Origin of the sequence: Brevundimonas sp. PWP3-1b1 (assembly GCF_049896065.1) — a bacterium.
Classification (GTDB): Bacteria; Pseudomonadota; Alphaproteobacteria; order Caulobacterales; family Caulobacteraceae; genus Brevundimonas; species Brevundimonas intermedia_B.
On the sequence record NZ_JAFCTO010000001.1, the window covers coordinates 297,694 to 314,645 of the forward strand.

Genomic DNA, 16,952 nt, shown 5'->3' on the forward strand with positions numbered 1-16,952 from the left:
GGCCGTTCGCACGTTCAACTGGCCTCAAGTAGCCCAAAGGGCGGTAGGCCCCAGGATCAAGAGACCGGGAAACCCCGGACCTTCAGCAGGGCCGCCACGTCCGGGTCGCGACCACGGAAGGCGCGATAGGCTTCCGCGCGATCCGTGGTGTTGCCCGGCGCCAGCATGATCGACTTGAAGCGGCCGGCGATGTCCGGATTGAAAACGTCGCCCGACTCTTCGAAATAGGCCCAGGTGTCGGCGTCCATCGTCTCGGACCACAGATAGCTGTAGTAGCCCGCCGAGTATCCGTCCGACGTGAACAGGTGATTGAACTGCGGCAGGCGGTGCCGCATCACGATCTCCTTGGGCATGCCGATCCGCGCCAGGCTGGCCTTTTCGAACGCATCGATATCGGTCGGGGGCGTGGCTTGCGTGTGCAGGTCCATGTCCACGATGGCCGAGGACAGATAGCTGACCGTCGCATAGCCCTGGTTGAAGGTGGCGGCGGCCTCGATCTTGTTCACCAGCTCCTGCGGCATGGCCGCGCCCGTCTGATAGTGTTTCAGATAGCCGTCCAGGATCGGGCGGCTCAGCACCCAGTGCTCGTGCACCTGCGAAGGATATTCCACGAAGTCGCGCGGCGTATTGCCGAACGAAGGATAGGTCACGTTCGACGAATAGTAATGCAGGGTGTGGCCGAACTCGTGGAACAGGGTCTCGGCGTCGTCCAGCGAGATCAGGACGGGCTCGCCCGGCTCCGGCTTGGTGAAGTTGTTGTTGTTCGAACCCAGGATCACCTTCGACCCGTCCAGCGTCGAGAACGACCGATAGGTGGTCATCCAGGCGCCCGAACGCTTGCCCGGACGGGCGTAGTCGTCGGTGTAGTACAGGCCGATCAGCTTGCCGGTGGCCTTGTCGTGCAGCTCATAGACCTCGACGTCCGGCTCGAAGGTCGGGACCGAACCCTTGGGAAGCTTGGTGAACTTGAAGCCGTACAGGCGCTCGGCCATGGCGAAGGAGCCGGCGCGCACCGCGTTCAGTTCGAAATAGGGCTTCAGCTGGTTCTGATCCAGGTCGTACTTGGCCTTACGGACCTTCTCGGCGAAGTAGAGGTAGTCCCACGGCTCGATATCGAAACCGGCGATCGCCTTCATGTCGGCGACCTCTTCGGCGACGCGCGCCTTGGCCGGCGCCCAGACGCGATCCATCAGGGCCTGAGCCGCCGCAGGCGTCTTGGCCATGGTGTCCTGCATGCGCAGTTCGGCATGGTTGCGATAGCCCAGCAGCTTGGCGCGCTGGTCGCGCAGCTTGACGATCTCGGCGATGGTCGCGTTCGTGTCGTTGGCGTCGCCGTTGTCGCCGCGGTTGACGAACTTCTTCCAGACCTGCTCGCGCAGCGCCCGGTCGTCGGCGAAGGTCAGGAAGGGATCCACCGACGAACGGGTGTTCAGGATGGCCCAGCCTTGCAGGTTGCGGCTGCGTGCGGCGCCCGCAGCGGCGGCCTTGTTGGAATCGGGCAGGCCCGCCAGACCGGCTTCGTTCGGGATCAGGGTCCAGGCGTTCTCGTCGGCGACGACCTTCTGGCCAAACCGGGTGAAGGCGTTGGACAGGGCGGTGTTGATCCGGCCCAGCTCGGCCTTGCCGGCCGCGTCCAGATTGGCGCCCGAACGGATGAAGGCGTCGCGACGACGCTCGGCCAGACGCTTCTGCTGGGCGCTCAGGCCCGCCGCGTCGGCCGTGTCGGCGACGGTCTTGACCCGCAGGAACAGCTTCTCGTTGAAGGTGATCTCGTCCGAGGCGGCCGACAGGATCGGCGACAGTTCGGTATCGAGAGCGTCGAAGGCCTCGCCGCCGATGTTCGACGTCATGACGCCATAGATGTTGGACGCCCGATCCAGCGGCTCGGCGGCCAGTTCCAGCGCCGTCATGGTGTTGGCGAAGGTCGGGGCCTCGGGGTTGTTGGCGATGGCGGCGATGTCTGCGCGCTGCAGTTCGATGCCTTCCAGCATGGCTTCGCGCAGCTTGGCCGGCGTCACCTTGTCGAACGGCGGCACGCCGTCATAGGAGCCGGTCCATGGCTGAAGCAGCTCCGCACGCGGCGTCTGGGACGGCAGGACGGCGCGGGCGATGCGCGCTTCCTCGACCAGGCTGGCGGCCGACGGGGCGGCTGCGGACCCGCCCGAGGCGGCCCCCGTCGAGGCGCAGGCCGACAGGGCCATCAGGCTGCCGCCCGCGATGAGAAGCTGGCGTCTATGCATGGAATGCTCCGAAAGAAGATCATGATTGCCCACACACTTAGGCGCACCGGACGGCCCCGTCACCTGACAGGACGGTAATCTTCTCGGCAATCCGGTTGGATACGTCGTCGCACTGCTCTAAAGCGCGCCCATGGCTATTGGCGTTTTCGACTCCGGCGTGGGCGGTCTGACCGTTCACCGCGAACTGACACGGCGGTTTCCCGCGCGGGACTTCATCTATCTGGCCGATCAGGCCCACGCCCCCTATGGCGGGCGCAGCGGCGAGGACATCGTCGAACTGACAAAGACGGGGTGCGAGCGGCTGTTCGACGCCGGCGCCTCCGTGGTCGTCCTGGCCTGCAACACCGCCAGCGCCATCGCCCTTCGCCGCCTGCAACAGACCTGGCTGCCGGGTCTGCGCGAACGGCTGGGGCGTCCGGTCAACATTCTGGGCATCATCGTCCCCACCATCGAGGCCGCGACCGGCAAGCCCTGGAGCTTCGAGGCCGAGCGCCCGCAGGAGGGCGAGAAGGTCGCCTCCATCGCCATCACCGGCGTCTTCTGCACCGCCGCCACGGCCATAAGTCGCGTCTATGAGATCGAGATCGACAAGCGGCGCGAGGATATCGCCGTCTTTTCCGAGCCCTGCCCCGGCCTGGCGGGCCTGATCGAGCTGGGCGCCCCGCGCGAAGAGCTGAAGGTGGTGATCGACGACCACGTCGACGCCCTGCGCCGTCGCATCGGCCGCCATCCCGACAAGGCCATACTGGGCTGCACCCATTACGAGATCGTCGCCGAACTGTTCGCCCAGGCCCTGCCGGCGGGAACCGCGCTGATCGAACAGCCCAAGGCCGTCGCCGATGCGCTGGAGCGTTATTTCAAGGCGCACCCCGAATACGACCTGGGCGACAGAGGCCGCCGAGATTTCCTGACCACCGGCCAGGCCGGCCCCCAGTCGGAGATGGTGTCCCAGTTCTGGGGCGCGCCCCTGACGTTCGCCCAGGCCTAGAGGGTCAGCAGCCCGGACAATCCGGCAGCGGCTCGTTCTCCAGCTGCAGCGTCGTGTGGCCGATGGCGTAACGTTTCGCCACGGCCTGGGCCTCGCAAATCAAGGCCGCCGTATCGAGACGGTCGTGAACCAGATGCGCCGTCAGAGCCGTCTCGGTCGTGGACAGGCCCCAGACGTGCAGATCATGCACCGCCCGCACGCCCGGCAGGGCGACCAGCGCCTTTTCCAACGCCGGCACGTCCACGCCCGTCGGGGCGCCGTCCATGGCCAGATTGACCGAATCCTTCAGCAGGCCCCAGGTCGACCACAGGATCACGACCATGATCGCCAGGCTGACCAGGGGATCGACCACGGACCAGCCGGTCAGCATGATCAAGCCCCCTGCCGCCACGACGCCCAGCGACACCCCGGCGTCGGCCATCATGTGCAGATAGGCGCCGCGCGCATTCAGGTCGTGCTGCGACTTCATGAACAGAAGCGCGGTGCCCAGGTTGATGACGAAGCCGATGCCCGCCACCGCCATGATGACGCCCGACCCGACCGGCGCCGGCTCGTTGAAGCGGCGCACCGCCTCGAAGGCGATGGCCCCGCAGGCGAAGATCAGAAGCAGCGCATTGCCCAAGGCCGCCAGAACCGTCGCCTTGCCGAACCCATAGGTCCGCCGACCGCCCGCCGCCCCATGCGCCCCGCGCCGCGCCAGCCAGGCCGCACCGCCCGCCATGGCCAGGCCCAGCACGTCCGACAGATTATGTCCCGCATCGGCCAGCAGCGCCGTGGAATCCGCGATCAGCCCCGCGCCGAACTCGCACGCCACGAACAGCAGATTGACCACCAGGCCGACAGCGTAGCGCCAGTCGCCGGTATCCACCGGGCCGTGGCTGTGTCCGCCATGACCGTGGCTGTGCCCATGATGGCTGTGTGAATGGCCGTGCCCGTGATCCGAGTGATCGTGGTCATGGTCGTGATCGGCGTGGTCGTGCGCGGCGTTCATGGCTCGCCTATACGCCGTTTGGCGCAACAGCCAAGCTGATACATGATAACGCATTGAATGTTATCATGTAATGTCGCCTCAGTGCTGATGCATGGCGACGACGAGGCCCAGTGCGATCAGGGCCACGCCCAGCACCGCCCCTTCGTATCTCGCCCACCGCTCCAGCCGCAGGATCGAGGCGCCGGCGCTGGCCAGGGCCGTGAACGTCGCCATGCCGGCGATGGTGCCGACCGCAAACACCACCGTCAGCATCGCAAGAGCGCCGATGCCCGCCGAGGCCGAGGAAAGATAGATGGGCAACAACACCTCGCCCGGCGACACCGCCATCATCGCGATCAGGCCCAGGAAGGCCGCCTTGTCCGACACCGCCGGCTCTGAGGTCTCCACGGCGGGGCCGCCCGCCACAGCCGGCCGGCGCAAGGTCGCGCGGGCCAGGTAGAAGGCGCCGAACAGGAACAGCAGCACCGCCGCCAGATGCGGCAACACCCCCTCGATCCATTGATCCAGCGCCAGGCCCGCCGCCACGATCAGGCCGCCGACCACCGCCGTCGTGGCGATATGGGCCAGGCCCGCCGCCGTCACCGCCATCAGGATCCGCGACGGTCGCCAGCCTTGCGCCCGCCCGACCAAGGTGAAGGGCAGCCAGTGGGTCGGCAGGGCCGCATGCAGGAAGGCCGCGACGAAGCCGCCCCCCAGCAGGGAAAGCATGACGGACTGTTCGGGACCGGGGGACATGACCGGCCCTATAGCGTGTTACTTTATAACGGTCGAGAGGGATTCTCGCCTAAAGCCAGTCAGCGAACGGCTCGCGGTCCAGCATCTCCTCATAGGTCGGGCGCGGCCGGATCACGGCCCACTGATCACCGTCCACCAGAACCTCGGGGACCAGGGGCCGGCTGTTGTATTCGCTGGCCATCACCGCGCCGTAAGCCCCCGCCCCGGTGAAGACGACCAGGTCCTCGGCCTCCAGCGGAGGCAGGTCGCGATCGCGCGCGAAGGTGTCGCCCGTCTCGCACACCGGCCCGACCACATCGTGCGGCAGGCGCTCGCCCACACGCGGATTGACCGGCTGGATGTCGTGGAAGGCGTCGTACAGCGCCGGCCGCATCAGGTCGTTCATCGCCGCGTCCAGCACCAGGAAACGCCGCCCGTCCGAACGTTCGTTGACCTGGATCACCTGGCTGAGCAGCACGCCGGCGTTGGCGGCCAACAGCCGCCCTGGCTCGAACGCCGCCTCGACGTCCAGCCCGTTCAGAACCCGCGCGGCCATGGCGACATAGTCGGCCGGCGACGGCGGTTCTGTCCCGCCGGAATAGGGCACGCCCAGCCCGCCGCCCAGGTCCAGCCGCGTCACGGCATGACCCTGAGCCCGCAGCTCCCGCGTCATCTCGGCCAGAACCTTGAAGGCGGCCTCCAGCGGGGCCAGGTCGGTGATCTGGCTGCCGATGTGACAGGCCAGCCCCACCGGCGTGACGTGGGGCGAGGCCGAGGCGCGCGCGTACAGCCCCATCGCCTCCTCGACCGGCACCCCGAACTTGTCGCCCTTGCCGCCCGTGGTGATCTTGGCGTGACCGCCGGCGCCGACGTTGGGATTGACGCGCACGGCGATGGCCGGAGAGGTGTCCGTCATGGCCGCGATGGCGATCAGCCGATCCAGCTCCGCGCCGGATTCGATATTGATCTGGCGCACGCCGACGCTGATGGCGAAGGCCATTTCCACGTCGGTCTTGCCCACGCCGGAAAAGATGATCCGGTCGGACGGAACGCCCGCCGCCAGGGCCCGGCGTATTTCGCCCTCGGAGACGGTGTCGGCGCCCGAGCCCAACTTGGCCAGGGTCGCCAGCACCGACAGGTTGGAGTTGGCCTTGACCGCAAAGGCGATCAGCGCCTCGCCCAGGGCGTCACGATGCGCATCGGCGGCGGCGCGCAGCAGGCCGTAGTGCCGCTTCAGCGTCGCGGTCGAATAGACATAGGCCGGCGTGCCGACCTCGTCCGCGATCAGCTCCAGCGGCACACCCTCGGCATACAGGGCACCGTCCTTCAGGTCGAAGTGGTGCAAGGCTAGCGCGGGTCGTTCTGGGCGGCGCCGGCGCCGATGGGGTTCGACGGCCCGCCGTCGATCGGCACGCTGCTGGACGGGCGGTTCATGGTCGCCGGCTCGGGCAGATGCGGCGCGCGGCTGTCACGCGGCGCGCGCTCGGTCTCGCGCACCGGCGATTCCAGATCGGCCATGCGACCGCAGGCGGAGGTCATAAGGGCGAGCGCGCCCACGACGATGAGGGTTCTTTTCACAGGCGGGCTCTCCAGTCGGCGATACGCGCACGGACCTGTTCCGGCGCGGTTCCCCCATAGCTTTGACGGCTTTCGCAGGAAGCCTGGGCGGTCAGCACCTTGTAAACCGCTTCGGTGACGCCCGGCTCCAGTTTCTGCATTTCTTCCAGCGGCAGTTGCGACAGGTCCACGCCCAGGCCCTCTGCCCGCTTCACCGCCGCCCCCGTCACATGGTGCGCCTTGCGGAACGGCAGGTTCAGCTCGCGCACCAGCCAGTCGGCCAGGTCCGTCGCAGTCGAGAAGCCCGCGCCGGCCGCCTGGGCCATACGCTCGGTGTTCGGCTGCAGCGCCGAGACCATGGCCGTCATTGCGACCAGCGCAAGATCCAGGGCGTCGAAGGCCTCGAACACCGGCGGCTTGTCCTCCTGCATGTCCTTGGAATAGGCCAGCGGAAGGCCCTTCATCACCGTGGACAGGGCGACCAGCGAGCCCATGATCCGGCCCGTCTTGGCCCGCACCAGTTCGGCGGCGTCGGGATTGCGCTTCTGCGGCATGATGGACGAGCCGGTGGTCAGGTCGTCGGGCAGGGAGGCGAAGCCGAACATCGGCGTCATCCAGATGACGATCTCCTCGGCCAAACGCGACAGGTGCCCCGCCGTGATCGAGGCGGCGGCCAGGCTCTCCAGCGCGAAATCGCGGTCCGACACCGCATCCAGGCTGTTCGCCATCGGCCGGTCGAAGCCCAGCGCCGCCGCCGTCATCTGTCGGTCGATGGGGAAGGGCGACCCGGCCAGGGCCGCGGCGCCCAGCGGGCTTTCGTTCATCCGCGCACGCGCATCGTTGAAGCGCCCCGCATCACGGCCGAACATCTCGACATAGGCCATCAGATGGTGACCCAGGGTCACGGGCTGGGCCGTCTGCAGATGGGTGAAGCCGGGCATCAGGTCGCCCGCATGTTGTTCGGCGCGCGCCAGCAGCGCGGCCTGCAACGCTTTCAACTGAACGACAGAACGATCGCAGGCGTCGCGGACCCACAGGCGGAAATCGACGGCGACCTGGTCATTTCGGCTGCGCGCTGTGTGCAGGCGGCCGGACGGCTCGCCGATAAGCTCGTTCAGGCGCGCCTCCACATTCATGTGGATGTCCTCGAACTGGTCGCGGAAGGGGAAGGTCCCGGCCTCGATCTCGGCTTCGATGGCGTCCAGCCCGCCCAGAATGGCTTCGGCGTCGGCCTGCTGGATGATGTTCTGTTTGGCCAGCATGCGGCAATGGGCGCGCGACCCCGCCAGATCCTGGCGCCACAGCCGCTGATCCACGCCGATGGAGACGTTGATCGCCTGCATGATCTCGGCGGGGCGCGACGAAAAGCGTCCGCCCCACATGTCTTGACCCGCGGGCTTCACCGGCGCAGTCGAACCGCCAGATGGCTTGGCGTCGGAAGAGGTGGATTCAGTCATGAGCGGCTCTAGAAAGGCGATCTGGGCGGTCGTCGGCGCGGTCGTCGTCGTCAGCACCATCGCCGGCGCCGGCGGCATGGCGATGTCGCTATACGCCAATCATCGCCAGAAGGCGCAAGTCGAACAGGCCGCAATCGCCGCCGCGACGCCGAAAAGCGACCTGGCGCGGTTCGCCATCGGTCCCCTGGCGGCGCTTTCGACCCCGGCAGATGCCAAGACGGCGCCTGAATACGCCTTCCGCGACCGCACCGGCACCGCCGTCCGCTTTTCGGCCTTCCAGGGCAAGGTGGTGGTCGTGAACCTGTGGGCGATGTGGTGCGCGCCGTGCAAGGCGGAGATGCCGACACTTCAGGCCCTGGCGAAAGCCTATGAGGCGAATGAGGATCTGGTGGTCCTGCCGATCAATGTGGACGCCACGTCCGAGGCGGCGGCCGAGGCCAGACGCTTCCTGGACGACCACGCGCCCTTGCCCTTCTACAGCGACATCCGTTTCCAGCTGCCGTTCGAGTTTCCCGGCAAGGGCGCCATGCCGCAGACGATCATCCTGGATCGCCAGGGCCGTATCCGCGCCGCCATGGCGGGCGAAGCGGACTGGTCCAGCCCCCAGGCCCGAGCCCTGATCGACGCGGTGCTGGCGGAAGGCCCCCAGTCCGGGGTGACGCCTCCCGCCTGATCCGTGCTTTAGTTATCGACCGGAACACGTTCGTCGGTAGCGGGATTGATCGCGCCGGGCTTGCCTTCGCCCGCCGCCTCGGCCTGTTCGCCTTCCAGCTTGTCCGCGACCTTGCCGGCCCCGCTTTCAACCGCCTGCGCGGCCTTCATCGCGCCGCCCTCGATCACCTCACCGGCACGCGACGCCACATCCGCCGTCTTGTCGGCGGCGGCCTCGGCATGGGCTTCGGTATTTTCCTGTTCGGCCTCGGTGCAGGCAGCGGCGCCCAGGGTCAGGGCGGCGACGGCCGCCATCAGGGCTTTGGTTCGGATCGTCATGGCGAATCTCCGGTCAAGGTTGAGGTCTCGACCGACAAACGCAGCACAACGGCACAGGTTGCAGTTGGCGGCCTGCCCCGAGCGGAACTCCGTCACAACCGCGCGGGAGGAGCGCGCGCTGGCGTCGCGATGTCGCATTTCAAACGGCGAGCCCGTCGTACCGACAACGCGCCGCAACCGTGAGTCCCTGCCGATAGTCCGTGGGATTTGCCAGGCGAGCGAAGACGTGAGAGCTTGGAGGATCAGGGAGAAAAGCCATGTTCTCAACGCCTATTATTTTCGCCGCCGCGCTAGCGTTTCAAGCGTCCGCTCAAACTCCACCCGTCACGACACCGCCTTCACCCCAGGCCGGTGCGGCGGAGCAGCCGGCGCCGGCCCGCGCACGTCGCGTCTGCGAACGGCGCGCCTTGACGGGCCGCAGACTGGAGCAAACCATTTGCTATACGCCGGAACAATATGCTGCGCTGGTCCAGGCCAAGCGCAAGGAGTTGGAGGACATCCAGAGCCGCAACAATGTTCAATATGATCGCGGGATCGTCGGCATCGGCCCTGGACCACTCTAGCCCCGCCGACCTCTAGGAAAGTGGTGACTGGAGGCGGGATCATGCACAGACCCACATCTCCTGCGGTGCGCATCGCCTGTTGAATCAGGCTTGATCACGGCGCAAGGGCCGCATGCGTTCGCGTGGCCGGGGACGCATTACCTATCAGCGGATGTTCTCAAGTTCCGCTAAGGGTCGTTTGCGGACACTTCTTGGGGGCTTCCGTCCAGGGGGCGTCAGCCTATTTCTCCAGCCAGTCCGCCACGATCAACGGCAGGTATGCAAAGGAAGGCGCAAGCTCTTCGAGCGCTGCTCGGCAGCCGCGCTCCAACGACACCAAGCCATGAAACCCAATGACCACCCCCAAGTGCGTTGGCTCAGACCCCCCGTTACAACCCAGGGTTAACTGGCCACTGGGGTTCGACGCCAGTCGGGTGTCACAGCTCAACAGCAGAGGCACGTCATCGACAGTCCACATCGCTTGAATCTGTAAGCTGGATTTGTCAGGCGACGGCGGCGGTGGCAGGTCGTCGACGCATTGCTGCGTATCCAACCATAGATCGACGTCGGGAAGTTCGGGCAGGCCACGTTCCGAGCGAACCCATCCGTCCGGAACAGGGACCGAAGCTGGAGCTGGAGCCGGAAGCGCGGCCGGCCCACGCGGACGATTGAACTCGACCGAGGCAAGCACCCGGTTCCGCGGCGGGTACAAATCTCCAGGCTGCTGCACGACCATTGTCACGGTTCTCAGCATAACCGCCGCGCTCGTATACGCAGCGGGTGTTCCGTGGCCGAACTCCGCTAATTCGACATAGGGCGCACGCGGAATCGAGTACCGACGATCCCCGACCTGAACTGTCCCAGCGGGTTCCATGGCCGTGGAATTCTGCAGTTGATGGATTTCGCGGCCCGTGAGTAACGAGGTGCTTGAGTCCGACCGCGCTGACGTCTGGGCCTCGCATCCCGAAGACACAAGCAGAACGAGAATCGCGCTGGTGACTCGGCTCACATCCCCGAGGCGCCAGTGTCGCCAAGCATCGCGCTCGCCGCTAACTGTCGCATCCTTGGAACTCAGACACCTAGCTTGGGGCATTGCTTTACTCTCAAGGCCGGTCTGCGCCGTGGATGGCGCGAAGCGCGTCCATAGAATGCCAAGACGGAAGTTCCGCAATGGGTCGATTTCAGCCTTAAGCGTCGCCGCCGAAAGCGGGCGGTGCCGGCGAGCCTGAAAACCGGAGTTGCAAACTGCGGCTAGCGGCGGAAGGCAATCATTCCCTACGGACCGCAGCCTTCAGCCCGAAAAACTGGCAAACCAAATAACCGCCTGCCAAAGCCAAAAGCAGGAGATAGGACAACTCGCTTGAATACGGCCTAAAGGCAGGACCATCGCCCATCGCCCACCCGATAAAATACAGAAAGGCGACGTAGGACATTAGCCCGTAGACCGCGGAAATCAGCAAAAACGAGGCGAGCGCTCGGAGAAGTTTTCGCATCATTGATCTGGTCATTGGTGCCCCCCTTGAGCCGCCACACGCCTCATTCTCTCACGCTGACCAATGTCCGCAATGGGTCGATTTCGGTCTTAGGTTTTGCTGCCGAAAGCGGACGTTGGGTTGGATTTAGCAAAGCCGCAGGGTCTACGTTTGCGACACCCCAAACCTTTACGGTAATAAGTCATTAACAATTAAGGCAAAAATGGTGACTGGAGGCGGGATCGAACCGCCGACCTGTGGGTTATGAATCCACCGCTCTAACCATCTGAGCTACCCAGTCCCGGGCCTGCGCGAGGCCGAGGGCCAGCGCGAAAGAGGCGTGCCTATATCGCCGTCGGGCGCGCGGTTCAAGTCGTCTCGGTGCAGATCGTGCGGCGATAGGGCGCAAGACGCCGCAGGGCCGGAACGGTAACGCTGGCGTCGCCGTTCCAGAACCAACGCCTGTTTCCCATCGGAGCCTCTGCCATGCGCCTGATCGTCGCCGCCGCCTCGACGTCCCTGCTTGTCCTCGCCGCCGCCTGCGGCGCGAACGGCGAAAGCGCGAACGCTCCGCCCCAGGCCGGCGCGCCGCTGGAAACCCGCCCGGCCAACAATCCTGACCAGCAACCAGCCTTCGCCGGCCAGACGCGCGCGCCGGGCGTCAAGACCGAACAGGCGATGAGCCACACGGTCGTGGCCTCCGGCCTCGTTCATCCCTGGGGACTGGCGGCACTATCCGACGGCGGCTGGCTGGTGACGGAGAAGCCCGGCCGCCTGCGCATCATCAGCGCCCAGGGCCAGATCAGCGAGCCGGTCGCCGGCCTGCCCGCCGTCGACGCCCGCGGCCAGGGCGGCCTGCTGGACGTCATCGTTGGCCCCGGCTTCGCCCAGGACCGGATGATCTACTGGAGCTATTCCGAACCGCGTGACGGCGGCAACGCCACCTCGGTCGCTCGTGCGCGTCTGTCGGACGACGGCGCGCGAGTGGAGAACGTCCAGGTCATCTTCCGCGCCCTGTCCATATATGACGGCGACAAACATTTCGGCTCGGCACTGGCGTTTGCGCCGGACGGCAAGCTGTTTATCACCCTGGGCGAACGCTCGGATCGGCCGATGCGGCCCCAGGCCCAGGACCTGGGCTCGCACATGGGCAAGACGATCCGCATCAACGCCGACGGCTCCGTGCCCCAGGACAATCCCTTCGTCGGCCGCGCCGGCGCCCTGCCCGAGATCTGGAGCCTGGGTCACCGCAACGCCCAGGGGATCGCCGTCCAGCCCGGCACGGGCGCGATCTGGACCATCGAACACGGCACACGCGGCGGCGACGAGGTCAACCTGGACAAGCCGGGCCTGAACTACGGCTGGCCCGATGCGGCTTACGGCGTCGAATACGCCGGCGGCCAGATCAACAGCGGCGTGACCCAGGCGCCGGGCACCGAACAGCCGGTCTATTACTGGGATCCGGTCATCGCACCGGGCGGCGCGATCTTCTATCAGGGGGCTATGTTCCCCGGCTGGGACGGAAACCTGCTGGTCGCAGGCCTGAAGGAAAAGCACATCGCCCGTCTGGTGATCCAGAACGACCGCGTGGTCGGCGAAGAGCGTTTGTTGACCGACCTGGGCGAACGCGTCCGCGACGTGGCGGTCGGCGCCGACGGTGCGGTCTGGGCCATCACCGACGAGGACGACGGCAAGCTGGTCAGGCTGGCGGCGACGCAGTAACCTTCAAACGCCGGGGGGCAAGGAAGGAGCGCATCGTCGCTCCAGGGAGCACCGAGCCATGCGTATCCTCATTCTCTCCGCTGTGATCAGCCTGCCCTTGCTGGGGGCCTGCGGCACGACGGGCGGCGTCAACAGCTACCAGAAGGACATGGACGCGTTGGAGGCGGAATGCACCCGTAGCCAGGGCATCCTGACGCCGACCGGCCTGCAGACCGGACGGCCCCAGACGGAATACGCCTGCAAGATCACCGGCGGCGCGACCCGAATTCCGCCGCGCTGACGGAACGCGAGCGGGCCTGGCCATTGCGCCGGCCCGCTCGCCCGCGGCGTCGAAACCCCTGCTGAATCGAAAGACACCGGCCCCATAGCGCGGCATCACGCGGCTTATTACTTGACGTTGACGTAAACGTAGCGTTCTTGGCGTCCACGCTTGGAACCGCCCTGCCCTCATGTCGCGAACCGCCCATTCCTTTCAAAAGGGGGCGGTGAGCAGGGGGGCCACAGATGGAGACACACGCCCCATGGCTGACGCCTATATCTACGACGCCGTCCGCACCCCGCGCGGCAAGGGCAAGAAGGACGGCTCGCTGCACGAGATCACCGGCCTGAGCCTGGCCACGCAGGTGCTGGAGGCCCTGCGCGACCGCAACGACCTGGATACCTCCAAGGTCGACGACGTCATCCTGGGCTGCGTCACCCCCGTGGGCGAACTGGGCGCCGATATCGCCCGCACGGCGGTTCTTTCGGCCGGCTGGTCGCAATATACCGCCGGGGTTCAGGTCAACCGCTTCTGCGCCTCGGGCCTGGAAGCCGTGAACATGGCCACGGCCAAGGTGAAGTCCGGCGAGGCCGATTTCGCCGTCGGCGGCGGCGTCGAGGCCATGAGCCGCGTGCCCATGGGCTCGGACATGGGCGCCTGGCCCACCGATCCGTCTTCGGCCTTCCCCACCTATTTCGTGCCGCAAGGCGTGTCGGCCGACATGATCGCCACCAAATACGGCTTCAGCCGCGACGACGTGGACGCCTATTCGGTCGAGAGCCACAAGCGCGCCGCCCAGGCCTGGGCCGAGGGCCGGTTCAAGAAGTCGGTCATCGGCGTCAAGGATCAGCTGGGTCTGACCATCCTTGATCATGACGAGACCATTCGTCCGAACACGGACATGCAGGCCCTGGGCGGCCTGAACCCTTCCTTCGCCATGATGGGCGAGATGGCCTTCGACAGCGTGATCAACCAGCGCTACCCCGAGGTCGAGCGCGTCAACCACGTCCACACCCCCGGCAACTCGTCCGGCATCGTCGATGGTTCGGCCGGCGTGCTGATCGGCTCGCTGGAGGCCGGCCAGGCCCTGGGCCTGAAGCCGCGCGCCAAGATCCTGGGCGGCGCCTCGATCGGCTCGGAGCCGTCGATCATGCTGACAGGCCCGGAATATGTGACCCGCAAACTGCTGGGCAAGCTGGGCATGACGCCCGACGACATCGACGTGTGGGAGCTGAACGAGGCGTTCGCCGCCGTCGTCCTGCGCTACATGCAGGCCCTGAACATCGACCACGCCAAGATGAATGTGAACGGCGGCGGCATCTCGATGGGCCACCCCCTGGGCGCCACCGGCGCCATGATCACCGGCATCGCCCTGGACGAGTTGGAACGCTCGAACAAGTCGACGGCCCTGATCACCCTGTGCATCGGCGGCGGCATGGGCACCGCCACCGTCATCGAACGCGTCTGATCCGGAGCGAATGACTATGGAAAACTTCAAGATCGACATCGACGCCGACGGCATCGCCGTCATCGCCTTCGACGTGCCGGGCCGTTCGATGAACACCCTGACCTCCTCGGTGATGAAGGAAATCCCCGAGCTGGTCGAACGCATCAAGACCGACGAGGCCATCAAGGGCGCCGTCATCACCTCGGGCAAGGCCTCGGGCTTCTGCGCCGGCGCGGACCTGGGCGACATGGCCGGCGGCGTCCTGTCGGGCGGCGGCGACCTGCAAAAGGCGTTCGACGCCGGCTGGAAGCTGAACGGCGCCTTCCGCGCGCTGGAGACCTGCGGCAAGCCGGTGGCGGCGGCGATCAACGGCCTGGCCCTGGGCGGCGGGCTGGAGTTCACCCTGGCCTGCCATTATCGCGTGGTCGAGAACGACAACAAGATCCAGCTGGGCCTGCCCGAGATCAAGGTCGGCCTCTTCCCCGGCGGCGGCGGCACCCAGCGCCTGACCCGCCTGGTCGGCGTGCAGAACGCCATGATGGCCATGAGCGAAGGCAAGTCCTTCCGTCCGAACGACGCCAAGGGCGCCGGCATCGTCCATGAGGTGGTCGAAAAGGGCCAGTCGGTCGAGGCCGCCAAGACCTGGATCAAGAACGGCGGGAAAGCTGTCCAGCCGTGGGACGACAAGTCGTTCAAACTGCCCGGCGGCGGCCCCTATCACCCAGCCGGCATCCAGAACTTCATGGTCGGCAACGCCATGCTGCGCAAACAGTCCTACGGCAACTATCCGGCCGTGGTGAACCTGATGAAGGCCGTCTACGAAGGCGCCCAGGTGCCGATGGACGCGGCCCTGCGGATCGAGACCCGCTATTTCATCAAGACCCTGATGACGCCGCAGGCCCAGGCCATGATCCGCAGCCTGTTCCTGTCCAAGCAGGAGCTGGACAAGGGCGCCGTGCGTCCGGCGGGCATTCCAAAGTCGGACGCGAAGAAGGTCACCGTCATCGGCGCAGGCATGATGGGTGCGGGCATCGCCTATGTTCAGGTCATGGCCGGCATCGAGACCATCCTGATCGACCAGACCCAGGAAGCCGCCGACAAGGGCAAGGCCCATGTCGAGGAACTGCTGAAGAAGCGTCTGTCACGCGGTCAGATGACGCAGGACAAGTATGACGCCACCCTGGCCCTGGTCACGGCGACAACCGACTATGACCACATCAAGGGGTCGGACCTGGTCGTCGAGGCCGTGTTCGAAAGCCGCGAGATCAAGGCCGACGTCACCAGGCGCGCCGAGGCGCAACTGGCCGACGGCGCCGTCTTCGGCTCCAACACGTCGACCCTGCCCATCACAGGCCTGGCCGAGGCCTCGGTCCGGCCTGAGGACTTCATAGGCATCCACTTCTTCTCGCCCGTCGACAAGATGATGCTGGTCGAGATCATCTTGGGCGAAAAGACGGGTCAGGCCGCCATCGCCAAGGCGCTGGACTATGTGCTGAAGATCAAGAAGACGCCGATCGTCGTCAACGACAGCCGCGGTTTCTACACCTCGCGCTGCTTCTCCACCTTCCTGATGGAGGGCATGGCGATGCTGGAGGAGGGTTACGGCCCGGCCCTGATCGACAATGTCGGTCGCATGACCGGCATGCCGCGCGGCCCGCTGGAGATGCACGACGACGTCGCCCTGGACCTGTCCTACAAGATCGCCAAACAGACCAAGGCCGACCTCGGCGACAAGTACGTCGCCAACGAGGGCGAGCAGATCGTCGCCACCATGGTGGAAGGCGGGCGTTTCGGCCGCAAGAACGGCAAGGGCTTCTACGACTATGACCAGAAGCCCAAGACCATCTGGAAAGGGCTGAGCGACCTGGCGCCGACCACCAAGGGCATCGACAAGCCCGAAGAGGCGACCGCCTTCGCCCAGATCGACGAGTTGAAGACCCGCCTGCTCTATCGCCAGGCCGTCGAGGTCGCCCGCTGCTGGGAAGAGGGCGTCATCGACGACCCACGCGAGGCCGACCTGGGCGCCATCCTGGGCTGGGGCTTCGCGCCCTGGACCGGCGGCCCGATCAGCATGATCGACGGCATCGGCCTGGCCCAGTTCGTCGAGACGGCGGACCGCCTTGCGGCGACCTATGGCGACCGGTTCAAGGTCCCGCAGTTGCTCCGCGACATGGCCGCCAAGAACGAGACCTTCTACGGCAAGTTCGCCCCGGAGAAGGCCGCCGCCTGATCGGCTGCGGACTGCTTCAGACTAGGAAACGGGCGGCCTTCGGGTCGCCCGTTTTCGTTTGTCAGCCCTCTTTCCTCTCGTCCCGGTGAAAGCCGGGACCCAATGCTTTGGGTTATCCGGCTCGTCCCCTGGCCCAATCACTCAATACCAAAGCACTGCCGAGCGACAGAACTGGGTCCCGGCTTCCGCCGGGATGAGCGGATGCGAGTATCCGGCCTCAAGTCGCGCGAACGCGCGATAGGCCACCAAAAAAGACCCGCCCGACACGAGGTCGGGCGGGTCGCTCCGCCGCCCTTCGCGGGGTCGGTGGCGGGTCGCTAGGGGCGACGGAGTAGGGGTGAAA

The 16,952-nt window shown here is 66.3% G+C and carries 14 protein-coding genes and 1 tRNA gene; 7 read left to right on the forward strand and 8 right to left on the reverse strand.

The window, feature by feature from the left end; genetic code table 11:
• Window positions 1-56 precede the first annotated feature (56 nt).
• Window positions 57-2,240 carry a M3 family metallopeptidase gene (locus ACP69V_RS01470; protein WP_426022370.1) on the reverse strand — a complete coding sequence of 728 codons (2,184 nt, stop codon included), beginning with the start codon at window positions 2,238-2,240 and terminating at the stop codon, window positions 57-59.
• Between the two features lie 130 nt (window positions 2,241-2,370).
• Between ACP69V_RS01470 and ACP69V_RS01475 the strand changes: the two genes are divergently transcribed.
• Window positions 2,371-3,228 (forward strand): glutamate racemase, encoded by an 858-nt coding sequence (locus tag ACP69V_RS01475; protein WP_426022371.1) that lies wholly within the window; start codon window positions 2,371-2,373, stop codon window positions 3,226-3,228.
• Between the two features lie 4 nt (window positions 3,229-3,232).
• Here the strand turns inward: ACP69V_RS01475 and ACP69V_RS01480 are convergent, their stop codons facing one another.
• The 5 genes from ACP69V_RS01480 to argH form a co-directional block, all read right to left on the reverse strand.
• Window positions 3,233-4,219 (reverse strand): cation diffusion facilitator family transporter, encoded by a 987-nt coding sequence (locus tag ACP69V_RS01480; protein WP_426022372.1) that lies wholly within the window; start codon window positions 4,217-4,219, stop codon window positions 3,233-3,235.
• A gap of 78 nt (window positions 4,220-4,297) precedes the next feature.
• Window positions 4,298-4,954 carry a hypothetical protein gene (locus ACP69V_RS01485; protein ID WP_426022373.1) on the reverse strand — a complete coding sequence of 219 codons (657 nt, stop codon included), beginning with the start codon at window positions 4,952-4,954 and terminating at the stop codon, window positions 4,298-4,300.
• 49 nt (window positions 4,955-5,003) lie between these two features.
• The gene (gene lysA / locus ACP69V_RS01490) at window positions 5,004-6,278 is read right to left on the reverse strand and encodes a diaminopimelate decarboxylase (RefSeq protein ID WP_426022374.1); all 1,275 of its coding nucleotides are present in this window, start codon (window positions 6,276-6,278) and stop codon (window positions 5,004-5,006) included.
• 2 nt (window positions 6,279-6,280) lie between these two features.
• The gene (locus tag ACP69V_RS01495; RefSeq protein WP_426022375.1) at window positions 6,281-6,511 is read right to left on the reverse strand and encodes a hypothetical protein; all 231 of its coding nucleotides are present in this window, start codon (window positions 6,509-6,511) and stop codon (window positions 6,281-6,283) included.
• Window positions 6,508-7,947 (reverse strand): argininosuccinate lyase, encoded by a 1,440-nt coding sequence (gene argH / locus ACP69V_RS01500; protein ID WP_426022376.1) that lies wholly within the window; start codon window positions 7,945-7,947, stop codon window positions 6,508-6,510. The genes ACP69V_RS01495 and argH overlap by 4 nt, the downstream gene beginning before the upstream one ends.
• Between argH and ACP69V_RS01505 the strand changes: the two genes are divergently transcribed.
• Window positions 7,946-8,620, forward strand: coding sequence for a TlpA family protein disulfide reductase (locus ACP69V_RS01505; protein WP_426022377.1), 675 nt, complete (start codon window positions 7,946-7,948; stop codon window positions 8,618-8,620). The two genes, argH and ACP69V_RS01505, sit on opposite strands and share 2 nt — an antisense overlap.
• Window positions 8,621-8,628: 8 nt before the next feature.
• Here ACP69V_RS01505 and ACP69V_RS01510 read toward each other — a convergent pair whose 3' ends face one another.
• On the reverse strand, window positions 8,629-8,937 hold the full coding sequence (locus ACP69V_RS01510; RefSeq protein WP_426022378.1) for a hypothetical protein: 309 nt from the start codon (window positions 8,935-8,937) through the stop codon (window positions 8,629-8,631).
• Between the two features lie 407 nt (window positions 8,938-9,344).
• Here ACP69V_RS01510 and ACP69V_RS01515 point away from each other — a divergent pair, with 407 nt between their 5' ends.
• On the forward strand, window positions 9,345-9,500 hold the full coding sequence (locus tag ACP69V_RS01515; protein ID WP_426018943.1) for a hypothetical protein: 156 nt from the start codon (window positions 9,345-9,347) through the stop codon (window positions 9,498-9,500).
• A 1,675-nt stretch (window positions 9,501-11,175) separates the two neighbouring features.
• Here ACP69V_RS01515 and ACP69V_RS01520 read toward each other — a convergent pair.
• Window positions 11,176-11,252 (reverse strand) — tRNA-Met (locus ACP69V_RS01520).
• Between the two features lie 185 nt (window positions 11,253-11,437).
• Here ACP69V_RS01520 and ACP69V_RS01525 point away from each other — a divergent pair.
• The 4 genes from ACP69V_RS01525 to ACP69V_RS01540 all read left to right on the forward strand — a co-directional run bounded on the left by ACP69V_RS01525 (window position 11,438) and on the right by ACP69V_RS01540 (window position 16,609).
• Window positions 11,438-12,673, forward strand: coding sequence for a PQQ-dependent sugar dehydrogenase (locus ACP69V_RS01525; protein ID WP_426022379.1), 1,236 nt, complete (start codon window positions 11,438-11,440; stop codon window positions 12,671-12,673).
• Window positions 12,674-12,731: 58 nt separating this feature from the next.
• Window positions 12,732-12,953, forward strand: coding sequence for a hypothetical protein (locus ACP69V_RS01530; RefSeq protein WP_426022380.1), 222 nt, complete (start codon window positions 12,732-12,734; stop codon window positions 12,951-12,953).
• 241 nt (window positions 12,954-13,194) lie between these two features.
• Window positions 13,195-14,400: an acetyl-CoA C-acetyltransferase gene (locus ACP69V_RS01535; RefSeq protein WP_426022381.1), complete on the forward strand. Its 1,206-nt coding sequence runs from the start codon at window positions 13,195-13,197 to the stop codon at window positions 14,398-14,400.
• A gap of 16 nt (window positions 14,401-14,416) precedes the next feature.
• The gene (locus tag ACP69V_RS01540; RefSeq protein WP_426024016.1) at window positions 14,417-16,609 is read left to right on the forward strand and encodes a 3-hydroxyacyl-CoA dehydrogenase NAD-binding domain-containing protein; all 2,193 of its coding nucleotides are present in this window, start codon (window positions 14,417-14,419) and stop codon (window positions 16,607-16,609) included.
• Window positions 16,610-16,952 lie beyond the last annotated feature (343 nt).

What these genes read in the sequence shown, in the direction of transcription:
- ACP69V_RS01540 (WP_426024016.1), top strand. Translation starts at nt 14,417, where the DNA reads ATGGAAAACTTCAAGATCGACATCGACGCCGACGGCATCGCCGTCATC.
- ACP69V_RS01535 (WP_426022381.1), top strand. Translation starts at nt 13,195, where the DNA reads ATGGCTGACGCCTATATCTACGACGCCGTCCGCACCCCGCGCGGCAAG.
- ACP69V_RS01475 (WP_426022371.1), top strand. Translation starts at nt 2,371, where the DNA reads ATGGCTATTGGCGTTTTCGACTCCGGCGTGGGCGGTCTGACCGTTCAC.
- ACP69V_RS01470 (WP_426022370.1), bottom strand. Translation starts at nt 2,240, where the DNA reads ATGCATAGACGCCAGCTTCTCATCGCGGGCGGCAGCCTGATGGCCCTG.
- ACP69V_RS01530 (WP_426022380.1), top strand. Translation starts at nt 12,732, where the DNA reads ATGCGTATCCTCATTCTCTCCGCTGTGATCAGCCTGCCCTTGCTGGGG.
- ACP69V_RS01505 (WP_426022377.1), top strand. Translation starts at nt 7,946, where the DNA reads ATGAGCGGCTCTAGAAAGGCGATCTGGGCGGTCGTCGGCGCGGTCGTC.
- ACP69V_RS01525 (WP_426022379.1), top strand. Translation starts at nt 11,438, where the DNA reads ATGCGCCTGATCGTCGCCGCCGCCTCGACGTCCCTGCTTGTCCTCGCC.
- ACP69V_RS01510 (WP_426022378.1), bottom strand. Translation starts at nt 8,937, where the DNA reads ATGACGATCCGAACCAAAGCCCTGATGGCGGCCGTCGCCGCCCTGACC.
- argH (WP_426022376.1), bottom strand. Translation starts at nt 7,947, where the DNA reads ATGACTGAATCCACCTCTTCCGACGCCAAGCCATCTGGCGGTTCGACT.
- ACP69V_RS01485 (WP_426022373.1), bottom strand. Translation starts at nt 4,954, where the DNA reads ATGTCCCCCGGTCCCGAACAGTCCGTCATGCTTTCCCTGCTGGGGGGC.
- ACP69V_RS01480 (WP_426022372.1), bottom strand. Translation starts at nt 4,219, where the DNA reads ATGAACGCCGCGCACGACCACGCCGATCACGACCATGACCACGATCAC.